General features: G+C 60.1%; 13 protein-coding genes. 10 read left to right on the top strand and 3 right to left on the bottom strand.

All coding sequences use genetic code 11. The features are described from left to right. Nucleotides 1–147 precede the first annotated feature (147 nt). The gene (locus BFP96_RS28490) at nt 148–1347 is read left to right on the top strand and encodes an MFS transporter (RefSeq protein ID WP_065937462.1); all 1200 of its coding nucleotides are present in this window, start codon (nt 148–150) and stop codon (nt 1345–1347) included. Here BFP96_RS28490 and BFP96_RS28485 read toward each other — a convergent pair. Continuing rightward, a complete protein-coding gene (locus BFP96_RS28485; protein WP_065937461.1) occupies nt 1303–1905 on the bottom strand; it encodes a tRNA-(ms[2]io[6]A)-hydroxylase in 603 nt (200 codons plus the stop codon). The genes BFP96_RS28490 and BFP96_RS28485 overlap by 45 nt on opposite strands. Nucleotides 1906–2051: 146 nt before the next feature. Between BFP96_RS28485 and BFP96_RS28480 the strand changes: the two genes are divergently transcribed. Further along, on the top strand, nt 2052–2915 hold the full coding sequence (locus BFP96_RS28480) for a universal stress protein (RefSeq protein ID WP_065898325.1): 864 nt from the start codon (nt 2052–2054) through the stop codon (nt 2913–2915). Between the two features lie 135 nt (nt 2916–3050). Here the strand turns inward: BFP96_RS28480 and BFP96_RS28475 are convergent, their stop codons facing one another. After that, nucleotides 3051–3521, bottom strand: coding sequence for a DUF1289 domain-containing protein (locus BFP96_RS28475; protein WP_065895403.1), 471 nt, complete (start codon nt 3519–3521; stop codon nt 3051–3053). Between the two features lie 396 nt (nt 3522–3917). On the opposite strand from BFP96_RS28475, the gene acnB reads away from it, so the two are divergent. Beyond that, nucleotides 3918–6527: a bifunctional aconitate hydratase 2/2-methylisocitrate dehydratase gene (acnB, locus tag BFP96_RS28470; RefSeq protein ID WP_065895402.1), complete on the top strand. Its 2610-nt coding sequence runs from the start codon at nt 3918–3920 to the stop codon at nt 6525–6527. A gap of 698 nt (nt 6528–7225) precedes the next feature. On the opposite strand, the gene BFP96_RS28465 is transcribed toward acnB, so the two are convergent. Next, the gene (locus BFP96_RS28465; RefSeq protein ID WP_065937460.1) at nt 7226–8503 is read right to left on the bottom strand and encodes a serine/threonine transporter; all 1278 of its coding nucleotides are present in this window, start codon (nt 8501–8503) and stop codon (nt 7226–7228) included. 553 nt (nt 8504–9056) lie between these two features. Here BFP96_RS28465 and BFP96_RS28460 point away from each other — a divergent pair. The 7 genes from BFP96_RS28460 to BFP96_RS28430 all read left to right on the top strand — a co-directional run bounded on the left by BFP96_RS28460 (nt 9057) and on the right by BFP96_RS28430 (nt 15115). Then, complete coding sequence (locus BFP96_RS28460; RefSeq protein WP_065937459.1) at nt 9057–9563, top strand: DUF4822 domain-containing protein; 507 nt, start codon at nt 9057–9059, stop codon at nt 9561–9563. A gap of 48 nt (nt 9564–9611) precedes the next feature. Next, complete coding sequence (locus BFP96_RS28455) at nt 9612–10046, top strand: hypothetical protein (RefSeq protein WP_065937458.1); 435 nt, start codon at nt 9612–9614, stop codon at nt 10044–10046. Nucleotides 10047–10187: 141 nt separating this feature from the next. Further along, on the top strand, nt 10188–11141 hold the full coding sequence (locus BFP96_RS28450) for a 2-hydroxyacid dehydrogenase (RefSeq protein ID WP_065895441.1): 954 nt from the start codon (nt 10188–10190) through the stop codon (nt 11139–11141). A 129-nt stretch (nt 11142–11270) separates the two neighbouring features. Beyond that, a complete protein-coding gene (locus BFP96_RS28445) occupies nt 11271–12338 on the top strand; it encodes a phosphotransferase family protein (protein WP_065937457.1) in 1068 nt (355 codons plus the stop codon). A gap of 22 nt (nt 12339–12360) precedes the next feature. After that, entirely contained in the window at nt 12361–13128 is a 768-nt protein-coding gene (locus tag BFP96_RS28440; protein ID WP_065885280.1) for an SDR family oxidoreductase, read from the top strand. A 69-nt stretch (nt 13129–13197) separates the two neighbouring features. Then, a complete protein-coding gene (locus BFP96_RS28435) occupies nt 13198–14631 on the top strand; it encodes a MocR-like pyridoxine biosynthesis transcription factor PdxR (RefSeq protein ID WP_065937456.1) in 1434 nt (477 codons plus the stop codon). Nucleotides 14632–14713: 82 nt separating this feature from the next. After that, a complete protein-coding gene (locus BFP96_RS28430; RefSeq protein WP_065937455.1) occupies nt 14714–15115 on the top strand; it encodes a cupin domain-containing protein in 402 nt (133 codons plus the stop codon). The last annotated feature ends 474 nt before the right edge of the window (nt 15116–15589 follow it).

The following is a 15589-nucleotide window of genomic DNA, read 5'->3' as shown; positions in this document are numbered from 1 at the left end:
TGTACGAACGCAGATTGAAAGGCCGGCATTATAGGTGGCAAGCTGGTCGAGAAGAGCAGCGCCCGTGTACCGTGTCGGCAAGCTTCATGCTTTTAAGAGTTTTTAACAAATAGCCTGCAATCTTTTACGCCATTCACAGGGAGTCATATGCGCAGGGATTACCTGGCGTTCTTCGTTTCGATGTTCCTGTCGCGGCTGGCGGACCAGATCCTGTTGTTCATCGTGCCGCTGGTGGTGTTCCAGACGACTCGGAGTGTGTCGTGGGCAGGCCTGGCGTTCTTTGTCGAATCACTGCCGCGCTACCTGGCATTCCCCGTATGCGGGGCCTTGTGCGACCGGTTTTCCCCGGTGCGCATCCTGCATGTCAGTCAAGTGTATCGGGCCCTGGCCTGCGCGATGGCGGTTGCGCTGTACGGGCTGTTCGACGGTATCCAGTGGCTGGTGATCCTGTCTGCGGTGTGCGGAGTATTGACCACCCAGGGCATCATGGCGCGGGAGGTGGTGATGCCGCATATCTTCCACCACTACACCTACGCCAAGACCTTGTCCTATTCACAGATCGCCGACCAGAGCGGCCTGGTACTCGGGCCTTTGGTGGCGGCGTTGATACTGGAAGTCTGGCAGTGGCCCTGGGTGGTGCTGGCAATCGCCGCGCTGTTTGTGCTGGCGGACCTGGCGATGCGAGTCTGGCAGCGCAACACCACGGTGGACCTGCCCCTCCACGAACAACCCGCAGGTATCTGGCTGCAACCCTTGCGTACCGCCTTCGGCCACATCCGCAACCGGATGGCGTTGAAACGCATCATTACCCTGGCGGTGGGTGTGAACCTGATTGTCGGGGTCACGCTGGCCACATCGGCGGCGATGGTCACCGGGCAATACGCGGCCGATAAAGACGCCTACGCCCTGCTGCAGGCCGCCGGCGCGGTGGTGACCCTGGTGATTCTGTTTTACCTGGCGCGTTCGACCCTGGCGCTGAAGGCGCTCGGCGGGCTGTCGTATTCGATGATTGTCGTTGGCGCGCTGGTCACCGCCATCAGCCCCGGCCTGTGGGCGTACGCCGTGGGCTTCCTGCTGGTGAGCGGGTTCGACAAGATGTTCAACGTGTACATGCGCAGCATGCGTCAGCGGGTCATACCGGTGCAGGATTTCGGCAAGACAGTGGGCGTGATCACCTTGCTCAACAATCTGGCCCAGCCCTTGGCGGGCCTGATGATTGCCGTGCTGGCCGCGCCCTTCGGCACGCAGACGGTCATCCTGCTGCTGAGCGCAATCAGCGCCTTGATCGGCGTGGCCGTGGCCTCAGGCTGGCACGCCACTGTGAAAGCGGAACTCGACGTCGGGTGACTCGATCAGTGCCTGCTCGGCCGCCCTCACCCGCTCGATCACCTGGGCGATGTCCTTGGCGTCACCGTACTGGTACGCCAATTTCAGGTAGCCCTGGAAGTGCCGTGCTTCGCTTTTGAGCAAACCGAAGTAGAACTTGCCGAGTTCTTCATCCAAATGCGGCACCAGCGCTTCGAAACGCTCGCAGCTGCGCGCTTCGATGAAGGCACCCACCACCAGGGTGTCCACCAGCTTGACCGGCTCATGGTTGCGCACCACCTTGCGCAAGCCCGAGGCGTAGCGGCCGGCGGACAATTGACGCAGCTCGACCTTGCGTTTCTTGATCAGGCGCATGACCTGCTCATGATGCACCAGTTCTTCACGGGCCAGGCGCGACATCATATTGATCAGGTCGACGTGGCCGTGGTACTTGGCGATCAGGCTCAGGGCGGTGCTGGCGGCTTTGAATTCGCAGTTCTTGTGATCGATCAGCAGGGTTTCCTGATCGGCCAGCGCGGCCTGCACCCAGGCATCAGGGGTGCGGCAGCCGAGGAATTCGTGGATTTCGGGCAGGATCATCGGGCTCACGGGCAAAGGATCACAAAAGGCCGCCGATTATACCGACCCCGCTGCAGACCGCCAGCCATGGGCCTTGATGTACATCAAGATGACACCAGGCCAGCAGCAACTATAGTTGTTCCAGGCCCCTTCCTGGAGATCCGACCATGCAAGCCATCCGCAGCATACTGGTGGTCATCGAGCCCGAGCATTCCGAGAGCCTGGCCCTCAAGCGCGCCAAGCTGATCGCCGGGGTCACCGGCGCGCACTTGCATCTGCTGGTGTGTGACAGGAAGCATGAGCATTCGGCGCTGCTGAGCCTGCTCAAGTCCGGTCTGCAGGAGGATGGGTATAGCGTTTCCACCGAACAGGCGTGGAACGACAGCCTGCATGAAACCATCATCGAGGTGCAGCAGGCCGAGGGCTGCGGGCTGGTGATCAAGCAGCACTTACCCGACAGCCCGTTGAAAAAGGCCCTGCTGGCCCCGGCGGACTGGAAACTGCTGCGCTATTGCCCAACGCCCGTGCTGCTGGTCAAGACCGCTACGCCCTGGGCAGAACGGGTGATTCTGGCGGCCATCGACGTGGGCAATACCGACAGCGAACACCGTGCGCTGCATAACGCCATCATCGACCACGGTTTCGATATCGCGAGCCTGGCCAAGGCGCAGTTGCACGTCATCAGCGCGCATCCATCGCCGATGCTGTCGGCGGCGGACCCGACCTTCCAGCTCAGGGAAACCATCGCGGCGCGTTATCGCGAGCAATGCAAAGCCTTCCAGGCCGAATTCGACGTGGATGACGCACACCTGCATATCGAAGAAGGGCCGGCGGATGTGTTGATTCCCTTCGCGGCGCATAAATGGCAAGCGGCCGTGACCATCATCGGCACCGTGGCGCGTACCGGGATTTCCGGGGCGTTGATCGGCAATACGGCGGAGGTGGTGCTCGATGCGGTGGAAAGCGACGTGCTGGTGCTCAAGCCGCAGACATTGATGGATCATCTGGAAGAACTCGCCACCCAGTCCTGACATCGCGCCTTCAGGCACCGAGAACCCAATGTGGGAGGGGTCTTGCCCCCGATGACAGTGTGTCAGCCAATGCATCTGGTAACTGACACTCAGCCATCGGGAGCAAGCCCCCTCCCACACTTTGGATTTGTATTGTCAGGTAGACAATGCATCCTTCAGGAAGCCCGGCGCGATATAGCGCTGGTAATGTGCCTCGGAAAGGATAAAGAACTCCCGGTCAATGGCATCGCGCAACTGCGGCAGCGCCCAGTCGCGAAACTCCGGTAGCAGCACCATGCCGTAGGCCTCCAGGTTATTGATCACCCGCGCCCCACGCGCAATCAATTGGTAGGCCCAGCAATATTCGGACTGGTGCGGCACAAATCGAATCTTGCGCTGTTCCAACTGCCCGCGCAGCGTCTTGGGGTCGAAAACCTCGACTTTGCCGGCCATTACCTGCACCAGCAACTGCTCGAGCCTGAGCCAGACCGCGCGCTTTTCTTCTTCGTTATAGCCATTCCACTGGATCACCTCGTGGTGAAAGCGCTTGCAGCCGCGGCACACGAGATCGCCGTAGACCGTGGAGCACAGGCCGACGCAGGGGGTCTTGATGGTTTGGTTGGGCATGGGCGAAAACACGCAAATCAGCGAAACAGTGCGCCATGTTAGCCCTTTGTCTAAGGTTGATCACCCTGCAAACTTGGCGACGCAACTTACCTTTAGATTTTTTTTGCCGTAGAATCACCCGGCCTTGTAAGGCGCCAATAATCCGCTGGAAGCTGTTTTCAAAGCGTCACGAGCACAGTCGTTCCTTCAGAACGGTGTTGGCGCGGGTTTGACCCCGGTAGGTCAGAGCCCGCGCCAACCCTCATCAGCTCCGTTCTGCAGGCGTAAAACTTTGAAAGCAGCTTCTGTAAGGAATGCCGGCAGCGCTGGCTTTGCGGCCCAAAAAGCCCCCGAGCGCACGCGTGCCGGTCATTCCTGGATGAGCGTCCCGTGGGACCACTGATGAGGGTAATAACTGTGCTTGAAGCCTACCGCAAACATATCGAAGAGCGTGCCGCCCTGGGTATCGTTCCCCAGCCGCTTAACGCCGAACAAACCGCAGGCCTGGTCGAGCTGCTGAAAAATCCTCCGGCTGGCGAAGAAGAATTCCTCGTTGACCTGATCACCAACCGTATTCCACCAGGCGTTGACGAAGCGGCCTACGTCAAGGCCGGCTTCCTGTCCGCCCTGGCCAAAGGCGAAGCCACCTCCCCCCTGATCGACAAAAAGCGCGCGGTTGAACTGCTTGGCACCATGCAGGGCGGCTACAACATCGTGACGCTGGTCGAGCTGCTGGACGACGCCGAACTGGCGCCTGTCGCGGCCGCCCAGCTCAAGCACACCCTGCTGATGTTCGACGCCTTCCACGACGTCGCGGAAAAAGCCCGCAACGGCAACGAACACGCCAAGGGCGTGATCCAGTCCTGGGCCGACGGCGAGTGGTTCCGCAACCGCCCGACCCTGGCCGACAAGATCAGCCTGCGCGTGTTCAAGGTCACCGGCGAAACCAACACCGACGACCTGTCCCCTGCCCCGGACGCCTGGTCCCGCCCTGATATCCCGCTGCACGCCCTGGCCATGCTGAAAATGGCCCGCGAAGGCATCGTGCCGGACGAGCAAGGCAAGACCGGCCCGATGAAGCAGATCGAAGAGATGCGCGGCCAGGGCTTCCCGATCGCCTACGTCGGTGACGTGGTCGGCACCGGTTCGTCGCGTAAATCGGCCACCAACTCGGTGCTGTGGTTCTTCGGCGACGACGTACCTTACGTGCCGAACAAGCGCGCCGGCGGCTTCTGCTTCGGCAGCAAGATCGCGCCGATCTTCTACAACACCATGGAAGATGCGGGCGCACTGCCGATCGAGTTCGACGTCAGCAACATGAACATGGGCGACGTGATCGACCTGTACCCCCATGCTGGCAAAGTCTGCAAGCACGGCACCGACGAAGTGATCACCACCTTCGAAATGAAGACCCCGGTGCTGTTGGACGAAGTGCGCGCAGGCGGCCGTATTCCGCTGATCATCGGTCGCGGCCTGACCGACAAGGCTCGTGCCGAACTGGGCCTGGGCCCTACCGACCTGTTCAAGTTGCCTGAAGCGCCTGTCGACACCGGCAAAGGCTTCACCCTGGCACAGAAAATGGTCGGCAAGGCATGCGGCCTGCCGGAAGGCAAAGGCGTTCGTCCAGGTACGTACTGCGAACCGAAGATGACCACCGTCGGCTCTCAGGACACCACCGGTCCAATGACCCGTGATGAACTCAAAGACCTGGCGTGCCTGGGCTTCTCGACCGACCTGGTGATGCAGTCGTTCTGCCACACCGCGGCCTATCCCAAGCCGATCGACGTGACCACCCACCACACCCTGCCTGACTTCATCATGACCCGTGGCGGTGTATCGCTGCGTCCAGGCGACGGCATCATCCACAGCTGGCTGAACCGCATGCTGCTGCCGGACACCGTGGGTACCGGTGGTGACTCCCACACCCGCTTCCCGATGGGCATCTCCTTCCCGGCCGGTTCCGGCCTGGTGGCGTTTGCCGCAGCCACTGGCGTGATGCCACTGGACATGCCGGAATCGATCCTGGTGCGTTTCAAAGGCAAGATGAAGCCTGGCATCACCCTGCGTGACCTGGTGCACGCCATTCCTTACTACGCGATCCAGGCTGGCCTGCTGACCGTAGAGAAGAAAGGCAAGAAAAACGCCTTCTCCGGCCGCATCCTGGAAATCGAAGGCCTGAACGACCTGACGCTGGAGCAGGCTTTCGAGCTGTCCGACGCCTCGGCCGAACGTTCGGCTGCCGGTTGCACCATCAAGCTGTCCAAGGACTCCGTCACCGAGTACCTGAACTCCAACATCACCCTGCTGCGCTGGATGATCGGTGAAGGCTACGGTGATGCGCGTACCCTGGAACGTCGCGCCCAAGCGATGGAAGCCTGGGTGGCCAATCCGGAGCTGATGGAAGCCGATGCCGACGCCGAATACGCCGAAGTGATCGAGATCGACCTGGCCGAAATCAACGAGCCGATCCTCTGCGCGCCGAACGACCCGGACGATGCCCGTCTGCTGTCCAGCGTTGCCGGTGAGAAGATCGACGAAGTGTTTATCGGTTCGTGCATGACCAACATCGGTCACTTCCGCGCTGCCGGCAAGCTGCTGGAACAGGTCAAGGGCCAGCTGCCAACCCGTCTGTGGCTGTCGCCGCCGACCAAGATGGACGCTCACCAACTGACCGAAGAAGGCTACTACGGCATCTACGGCAAGGCTGGCGCACGCATGGAAATGCCGGGCTGCTCGCTGTGCATGGGTAACCAGGCACGCGTAGAGCCGAACTCGACTGTAGTGTCGACGTCGACTCGTAACTTCCCGAACCGTCTGGGTGACGGCGCCAACGTCTACCTGGCTTCGGCCGAGCTGGCGGCAGTGGCTTCTACCCTGGGTCGCCTGCCGACTGTGGAAGAGTACATGGGCTACGCAGCGAAACTGGACACTATGGCCAGTGACGTCTACCGCTACCTGAACTTCGACCAGATTGCCGAGTTCCGCAAGATCGCGGCAAGCGCCAACATCCCGGTGATTCAAGCTTAACGGTGTGTTGATGTAGCTAACGCCGCGTATCGCAAGATACGCGGCGTTTTTTATGCCTGGAATAAAGTATCAGCAACACCACAAAACACATGTGGGAGGGGGCTTGCCCCCGATAGCAGTGGTTCAGACAACTCACAAGTGACTGATATTCCGCTATCGGGGGCAAGCCCCCTCCCACATTGGATCTCTGCCGATTTTGAAGCGTGTGTCAGCACTTAGACAACCAGCGAATATACCAACGCGGTAATCCAATACCGGGTAAACAAACGCCGCGTATCGCAGATTAAGCGTTTTTTTACGCCTGGAATAAAGTATCAGCAGCACCACAAAACACATGTGGGAGGGGGCTTGCCCCCGATAGCAGTGGTTCAGTCAACTCACAAGTGACTGATACGCAGCTATCGGGGGCAAGCCCCCTCCCACATTTGGATCTCTGCCGATTTTGAAGCGCGTGTCAGCACTTAAATAATCAGCGAATATACCAACGCACCGGGTAAACAAACGCCGCGTATCGCAAGATACCCGGCTTTTTTTATGCCTGGAATAAAGTATCAGCAACACCACAAAACACATGTGGGAGGGGGCTTGCCCCCGATAGCTGTGGTTCAGTCAACTCACAAGTGACTGATACTCCGCTATCGGGGGCAAGCCCCCTCCCACATTTGGATCTCTGCCGATTTTGAAGTGTGTGTCAGCACTTAGACAACCAGCGAATATACCAACGCGGTAATCGCCACCAGGCCGACGGCGGTGACAAACACATTCGATGCCTGCCCTCGGTACTTGGCCATGGCCGGCACCTTGCGGATCGCGTACATCGGCATCAGGAACAGAATCGACGCAATCACCGGCCCACCCAGGGTCTCGATCATGCGCAGAATGCTCGGGTTCAGCGTGGCGACGATCCAGCACACCACCAGCATGAAGGCGGCGGTCATGCGGTCCAGCGACTTGGCGGCCGGGCGGCGGCCGGTTTTGAGCACCAGGCCCTTGAGGCCCTCGCTGGCACCGATGTAGTGGCCCAGGAACGACTTGGCAATCGCCACGAACGCAATCAACGGCGCGGCGAAGGCAATGGTCGGGTTATCGAAATGGTTGGCCAGGTACGACAGGATCGACAGGTTCTGCGCCTTCGCCTCGGCCAACTGCGCCGGGGACAGGGTCAGCACGCAGCTGAACACGAAGAACAGCACCATTGCCACCATCAACAGGTGCGCGCGGCACAGGATCTTTGAACTGCGCTCGTCGGCATATGCGCCGTACTGACGCTTCTGGTCCACCGCAAAGGCCGAGATGATTGGCGAATGGTTGAACGAAAACACCATCACCGGAATCGCCAGCCACAAGGTGTTGAGCAAGGCCGACGGCGCCGGAACCTCACTGGCGGTGCTGAGGATGCCGCCATTCCAATGCGGCACCAGGTAGACGGCGAGGAACAGCAAGGCCACGATAAACGGGTACACCATCAGGCTCATGGCCTTGACGATCACCTGTTCACCGCAACGCACCACCGCCAGCAGGCCCAGGATCAGCACAAACGCCAGGACAGCTCGCGGCGGCGGCATGATGTGCAGTTGATGTTCCATGAAACTGCTGACGGTATTGGTCAGGGCCACGCTGTAGATCAGCAGGATCGGAAAGATCGCGAAGAAGTACAGCAACGTAATCAGGGCACCGGCCTTGAGCCCGAAATGCTCTTCGACCACATCGGTGATGTCGGAACCTTCGCGGCCGGACAAAACGAAACGCGTCAGCCCACGGTGGGCAAAGAACGTCATCGGGAAGGCCAGCAGCGCGAGGATCACCAACGGCCAGAAGCCCCCCAGGCCCGCGTTGATCGGCAAGAACAAAGTGCCGGCGCCGATGGCGGTGCCGAACAGCCCAAGCATCCAGGTGGTGTCCTGGCGGCTCCAGCTTGTGAGCGTTGCAGGTGTCGTTGCATAGCGATCGTTGACGCTATTGGCCTGATCATTCATCCGGTCGGATCTCCGCATTCACACGGCCGGGACGAGTCAGAAAAACCTGACAGGCAGCGCCCCGACCTCAACAGGGGCGCGATTGTCCGGGATTATTGAGAATAAGCAAAGACTTAGCTGAGGAACGGCAACTCAGTGCAGGGGCTTGAGAGCGATTTTTGTTCGTTGATCTCGCGCTTATGCCATTACCTGCCAGGCTGAGCCGAGCGCCTCATTCGTCGATTCCGCCCGCCGGGCATGACGCGCGATGAAAATGAGCACACTGACACAACTCGATTTATTTAAATCAGCCCAGTCGCTCGTTGTTCTGCGATTTAAACCCACTGACAGGCACCCACTAGTATTTAACTAACCAGCCCAAGTAAGACAATTCCTACATAGAGTTTATCACCGCACTTTCTATTAATTTATTAACCGCCGCTTTTGTTACAAGGATTTGCCCAGGTATTGAGCGCTCATCCTGTCAAGCCTATATTCCAACCCAGCACGAACAAGCCGTCTTTCTGAAACCATGACAACAAAAGCGAACACTGAATTCGCCAGGAGCGACTCTATGAAAAAATACAACCTACTGTTCACCCTGTTACTTTTCGTTGGAATAATCTCCCCACTTACCAGCCAGGCACAGTCAACAGCCGAAAACTCCGACGCCAGCGCCCTGGCGACGTCCCCCCGCTGGCTGACGACAAAAGTATATGTAGAGGGCGCGCCGGACATTGACGTAAAGGACAAGTACCCAGGCGTGGTCGGCATATCACTGTGGGACCCCGACCGCAACCGCTATGAATTTTTCTACAGCGATACCGGGCTGTCCAAGTACGAGAACGGCGGCGGCGGTTACTTCATGGTAACCGGTGACAAAAAAAGCCATATCCTGATACCCGACAAAGGGACAACAAGAACCATCGTCCGGAAACTTGAGACATTGAATACGCAAGAATTCACTTATTCCCGCGAAGTGCCGCGCGACATGATCGATTCCAACCCACTGGTTCGAATATATGTTGTGCATGCGCCTTATACAGGCTCAATAAAAACCACGCCAACACGCCAGCCTTGAACCGTCAACTTCACGACTAAAAACAACACTCATAAAAGGCCTCACCCAATGAAAACAATATTAAAACCTTTATTCGCTTATGCTTTACTGCTATTTACCCTTGTTTCAACCGGCGTTCATGCACAAGCTTCCGCCCCTGGAAAACCTGTCGCCGTCAGTGCTGACAATGCCGTCATGTTGACCGTCTTTCTCAAGCATGATCAATCTCGCAACTTGAACGAAATAAGAGCCAAACTCACGGAGCAGGAACTCTTCAAGGTGTTTCCTCCTGAAGGGGTAGAAATTGTCAGTTGGAACATTGCCATGGGAATCGGTCACGTCATCGTTCTACGCTTCCCCGCCTCACGCCTGCGCGAAGTGAATCTTGCGATCGAGCGCTCTGCATGGGGGCCGTTCAGGACGGAGTTCTTTCCTACCTACGATTACATGGACATCGTAGCGGCAGAACAGAGCAAGGTACGAAAAACCACGTCCGCCAAATAATCAGCGCGCGTAAACAGCGTCTCGTACTCGCCGAGACGCTGGTACTTTTCGCAAAATCAGTGGCGCTTTCTCAGGCCTGCGGCATTTCATGCAGCGAAAATGCAGCATAATCCGGGCATCGAACTCACCGGAGAGCTGCCCATGCCCACCACCGTTCTGGTCCTGGTTGAAACCATCAATGAATACCTGCAAATCATCGAGAGCAACGATTTCCATGTGATCCTGGCCCCGACGCCCGCTGAACGCGCGCAGGCAATCAAGCTCCACGGCGGGCAGATCAAGGCGGTATTGACCCGTGGGCCACTGGGGCTGTATGCCGAAGAAATCGCCGCGCTGCCGCTGTTGGAAATCATCTGCGTGATCGGCGCCGGCTACGAGCATGTGGACCTGCAGGCAGCGGCCAACCGTGGGATTGTGGTGACCAATGGTGCCGGGGTGAATGCACCGTCGGTGGCCGACCACGCCATGGCGTTGCTGCTGTCGCTGGTGCGCGGTATCACCCAGACTGACGCCGCCGTGCGCCGCGACGAATGGCCGAAGGTAATGCGCCCTTCCCTGGGCGGCAAGCAGTTGGGCATTCTCGGGCTGGGCGCCGTCGGCCTGGAGATCGCCAAGCGCGCGGCGCTGGGTTTTGGCATGGAGGTGAGTTACCACAACCGCCAGCCTCGCGATGATGTGGATTACACCTACTGCTCAACCGCCGTGGAGCTGGCGCGCACCTCGGACTTCCTGATCCTGGCCACGCCCGGCGGCGCCAGCACTCGCCACCTGATTGATCGGCACGCCCTCGACGCCTTGGGGCCGAACGGCTTTTTGGTCAACATCGGCCGAGGCAGCGTGGTGGTTACCGCCGACCTGGTAGCGGCCCTGCAACAGCGGCGCATCGGCGGCGCCGCGCTGGACGTATTCGATGACGAACCCAAGGTGCCCGACGCCCTCAAGCACCTGAGCAACACGGTGCTGACCTCCCATGTGGCCGGCCTGTCGCCGGAAGCCGCCCACGATACCGTGCAACGGGTCGCGGACAACCTGGTGGAATACTTTGCCGGCCGCCCGGTGCTTACGCCGGTAGCCTTGCCGACGCCCAATAAATGACCCATCAGGCACGCTGATCCTGCTTCAACACGCTAACCTATTAAGCCGCCCCAACCTTGTCGATGCATGTCGACGCGCATTAGATTAGCCAATAGTCCAAGGCCTTTAGAATAAGCAGAAGGGATAAGCATGGCGCTTAACGACCAATCGACCCAGATTCGCCCCGGCGAAGAGCTTGATGCCAGCCTGATCGATCCCTACCTCAATGCGCATATTCCCGGCCTGCACGGCACCGTCAAGATCAGCCAGTTCCCCGGCGGCGCCTCCAACCTGACGTATCTGCTGGAATACCCGGACCAGGAATTCGTATTGCGTCGCCCGCCGTTCGGGCACAAGGCCAAATCCGCCCATGACATGGGCCGCGAGTACCGCATTCTCAATCAGCTCAAAGACGGCTTTCCCTACTGCCCCAAGGCCTACGTGCATTGCACCGATGAGTCGGTGATCGGTGCCGAGTTCTACGTGATGGAGCGCGTCAACGGCATCATCCTGCGCTCGGACCTGCCCGCCGAGCTGGGCCTGGACCCGACGCGTACCGAAGCCCTGTGCAAAAGCTTTATCGACAAGTTCGTCGAACTGCATCAGGTCGACTACAGCGCCTGCGGCCTGGCCGACCTGGGCAAGCCGCGCGGCTATGTGGAGCGTCAGATCCGTGGCTGGAGCGAGCGCTACGAAAAAGCCCTGACCCCCGATGCCCCGCGCTGGGAAGCCGTGCGCGCCTGGCTCAACGACAAGATGCCGGACGACCACCCGACCTCCAGCATCGTGCACAACGACTATCGCTTCGACAACGTGATCCTCGACCCGCACAACCCGATGCAGATCATCGGCGTGCTGGACTGGGAACTGACCACCCTCGGCGACCCGTTGATGGACCTGGGCAACAGCCTCGCCTACTGGATCGAAGCCGCCGACCCTGCGCCCGTGCAGTTGATGCGGCGCCAGCCGAGCAATGCGCCCGGCATGCTCACCCGCCGCCAGTTCGTCGACTACTACGCCGAACGTTCGGGCATCCGCATCGACAATTTTGACTTCTACTACACCTATGGCCTGTTTCGCCTGGCCGGCATCGTGCAGCAGATTTATTACCGTTTCTTCCACGGCCAGACCCAGGACAAACGCTTTGCCCAGTTCATCCACATGAACAAGCTGCTGGAGCAGATGAGCCTGGCGGTCATCGGCAAATCCGCGCTCTGATAACAATCACAAGGAACCGCTCATGTCCAAGACCCACCTGTTCGACCTCGACGGCAAGATTGCTTTCGTTTCCGGCGCCAGCCGTGGCATCGGCGAGGCCATCGCCAAGTTGCTGGCCCAGCAAGGCGCCCACGTGATTGTCTCGAGCCGCAAACTGGAGGGCTGCCAGCACGTTGCCGACGCGATCATCGCCGACGGCGGCAAAGCCACTGCGATTGCCTGCCATATCGGTGAAATGGAACAGATCACCCAGGTATTCGCCGGCATCCGCGAACAGTTCGGCCGCCTCGACATCCTGGTCAACAACGCCGCGACCAACCCCCAGTTCTGCAACGTACTGGACACCGACCTCGGTGCGTTCCAGAAGACCGTCGACGTGAACATCCGCGGCTACTTCTTCATGTCGGTGGAAGCCGGCAAGCTGATGCGCGACAACGGCGGCGGCAGCATCATCAACGTGGCTTCGATCAACGGCATTTCCCCAGGTGTATTCCAGGGCATCTATTCGGTGACCAAGGCCGCCGTGATCAACATGACCAAGGTGTTCGCCAAGGAATGCGCCGCGTTCGGCATCCGTTGCAACGCATTGCTGCCGGGCCTGACCGACACCAAGTTCGCCTCGGCGCTGGTCAAGAACGACGCGATCCTGAAGATGGCCCTGGCGCAGATCCCGCTCAAGCGCGTGGCCGACCCCAGCGAAATGGCCGGCGCCGTGTTGTTCCTGGCCAGCGATGCGTCCAGCTACACCACCGGGGTGTCGCTGAATGTGGACGGTGGTTTCCTGTCCTGACCCCGCCTGGTTTCTTCGGATCGATTTGCGCGTAACCTTGGCGCAGATCGATCTGTCCTGGGATGAAACATGGAACTGCACCTCGTCATCAACGGCCGCAAGGACCTGGCTGCCCAGCTTTACCAGCAACTGCGCGAAGCCATCACCTGCGGGCGCCTTTCAGCCGGCGCGCAGTTGCCGCCCAGCCGGCTGCTCGCCGAGCAACTGGGGGTCTCGCGCAAAACCGTGTCGGACACCTACGCCACCTTGACGTACGAAGGCCTGCTGATCGGCAGGATTGGCCGGGGCACCTTCGTCAATGCGTGGGCGCCTCAGCCCGACCGCGTGCAGACCGCCACCGACCTGGCCTGCGCCGCCCACCTGGGCAGATGGGCCGCACTGCCCTCGCCCATGCATCATCCCGCCCACGACGAAGTCCTGCGCTACGAATTTATCGGCGGCGCAACCACGCGCAATCAGTTTCCCCAAGCGGAATGGCGGCGCTGCACGCTGGATGCGCTGCGGCGTATCGCCCAGAACAGTGGTTTCTACAGCCAACCGGAAGGCTTGCCGGCGCTGCGCGAGGCCATCGCCGGGCATATCGCCTTTTCCCGCGGGGTGAAAGGTCGCGCCGGCGACATCGTGGTGACCAATGGCGCGCAACAGGCGCTGGACCTCATCGCCCGCGTGGTACTGGAACCAGGCAGCATCGTCGCCATGGAAGACCCCGGCTACAGCCCGGCGCGCCAGTTGTTCGTGGCGATGGGGGCCAGGGTCGCCAGCGTGCCGGTCGATGCGCAGGGCATACAGGTCGACCAGATCCCCGACGGCACCCGCCTGATCTATGTGACGCCGTCGCACCAGTTCCCCCTCGGCATGCCCATGAGCCTGGCGCGGCGCGAGGCCCTGCTCGACCGCGCCATCGCGCTCGGCGCCATCATCATCGAAGACGACTACGACAGTGAGTTCCGCTACGAAGGCCGCCCCACCGACTCCCTGCAAAGCATGGACACGCGAGGCGTGGTGACCTACGTCGGGACCTTTTCCAAAACCCTGCTGCCCGAGTTGCGCCTGGGCTACGCGGTGCTGCCGCCGGCGATCCATGGCGCGGTACTCAAGGCCAAGCAATTGACCGACCAGCACAGCTCTACCCTGCCGCAGTGGGCGCTGGCCAAGTTCATCAGCGAGGGCTACCTGCTCAAACATATTCGCCGCTGTCACAGCGTGTATGCGGGACGCCGCGAACGGATTCTGCAGCGCCTGGCAGGTGACCTGTCGCCCTGGTTCGAGGCGGTGCCGACGGTGGCCGGGTTTCATCTGGCCGCGCTGTGCAAGGTGCCGGTGGATATCCCGTTGCTGATGCAACTGGCGCGCAAGGCCCAAGTGGGGCTTTACCCCCTGGAGGTGTTTTTTCACGACACGGCGCCACGCGCCGGGCTGATTCTCGGCTTCGGCGCCATCGAAACCCTTGATATCGACCCGGCGCTGGACAAGGTCCGCGACATTCTGCGGCAGATTGGCTAGGTGGTTTTGCGCAGGATTGGTCATTGGTCGAACAAGACCGCCAGCGTAGGGTGAACGGGTCTCGAACTACGTGGAAATCCCCATGAAACGACTGCTCGCCACCGCTGCGATACTGGCCTCGCTCAACGCTTACGCTCACGAACCGGTGTACCACCAGGAAACGCTCAAGGTGCTGCAGGAGCACGCCCTGGCCAACGTGCCCGGCAAGAAAACCATCATGCTTACCGTGAACTACGCTCCCGGCCAGGCCACCGTGCCCCACAGCCACACCGGCACCGCCGTGGCGTATGTGCTGGAAGGCGAAATCACCTCACGGGTCAACGATGAGAAAGCCATTACCTACAAGGCCGGTGACTCGTTCTACGAGCCCGCCGGCTCGCGGCACTTCGAATCGAGCAACGCCAGCCAGACCCGGCCCGCCAGGCTACTGGTGGTGATGGTGCTGGATGACAAGGCCGAGGTGTTGACGCCGCTTGCCCAATAAGCGGCATCCCGTTCCGATCAATGTGGAAGGGGGCTTGCCCTGGCTTCTTGTAGGAGCGAGGGGGGCGCCTAGCTCTTGCTCGCGAAAAACGTCGACGATAACGCGTGCTTCCTGAATGAACGCGGTGCCTGTGAGTTTTTCGCGAGCAAGCTCGCTCCTACAGAGGGCCGTCTACGCTTAACTGACTGGCATTAGGGCTTGCCCCCGATGGCAGCGTATCAGTCACTGAATAAGCCCACTGACCCACCGCTATCGGGCATAGGTATCTACACAACTCTGTAGCGCTCAACGGCAACCACGATGCGAAGCGAGTCGCTCTTGATCTTAGGCGCCCCGTTAAACCACGCTGGCCGAACGCAGGCTTGAATCCGTGGGTAACTCGGCAGGACGCCGGGTTAGCCGCACTGGGCCATGGATGGCCCATTGCGGCGGCCCACGGATTCAAGCCTGCGTTCGGGCACACCGAGCCTAAGC

It is taken from the genome of Pseudomonas sp. 34 E 7 (assembly GCF_900005715.1).
GTDB classification, from domain to species: Bacteria; Pseudomonadota; Gammaproteobacteria; order Pseudomonadales; family Pseudomonadaceae; genus Aquipseudomonas; species Aquipseudomonas orientalis_A.
The sequence above is the reverse complement of the archived record's forward strand: the minus strand, read 5'-3'. Positions and strand labels throughout refer to the sequence as shown.

Bases quoted from the DNA above. Each gene is read 5' to 3' on its own strand.
- BFP96_RS28465 (WP_065937460.1), bottom strand. From the start codon at position 8,503: ATGAATGATCAGGCCAATAGCGTCAACGATCGCTATGCAACGACACCT.
- BFP96_RS28475 (WP_065895403.1), bottom strand. From the start codon at position 3,521: ATGCCCAACCAAACCATCAAGACCCCCTGCGTCGGCCTGTGCTCCACG.
- BFP96_RS28480 (WP_065898325.1), top strand. From the start codon at position 2,052: ATGCAAGCCATCCGCAGCATACTGGTGGTCATCGAGCCCGAGCATTCC.
- BFP96_RS28450 (WP_065895441.1), top strand. From the start codon at position 10,188: ATGCCCACCACCGTTCTGGTCCTGGTTGAAACCATCAATGAATACCTG.
- BFP96_RS28440 (WP_065885280.1), top strand. From the start codon at position 12,361: ATGTCCAAGACCCACCTGTTCGACCTCGACGGCAAGATTGCTTTCGTT.
- BFP96_RS28485 (WP_065937461.1), bottom strand. From the start codon at position 1,905: ATGATCCTGCCCGAAATCCACGAATTCCTCGGCTGCCGCACCCCTGAT.
- BFP96_RS28460 (WP_065937459.1), top strand. From the start codon at position 9,057: ATGAAAAAATACAACCTACTGTTCACCCTGTTACTTTTCGTTGGAATA.
- BFP96_RS28435 (WP_065937456.1), top strand. From the start codon at position 13,198: ATGGAACTGCACCTCGTCATCAACGGCCGCAAGGACCTGGCTGCCCAG.
- BFP96_RS28430 (WP_065937455.1), top strand. From the start codon at position 14,714: ATGAAACGACTGCTCGCCACCGCTGCGATACTGGCCTCGCTCAACGCT.
- BFP96_RS28490 (WP_065937462.1), top strand. From the start codon at position 148: ATGCGCAGGGATTACCTGGCGTTCTTCGTTTCGATGTTCCTGTCGCGG.
- BFP96_RS28445 (WP_065937457.1), top strand. From the start codon at position 11,271: ATGGCGCTTAACGACCAATCGACCCAGATTCGCCCCGGCGAAGAGCTT.
- BFP96_RS28455 (WP_065937458.1), top strand. From the start codon at position 9,612: ATGAAAACAATATTAAAACCTTTATTCGCTTATGCTTTACTGCTATTT.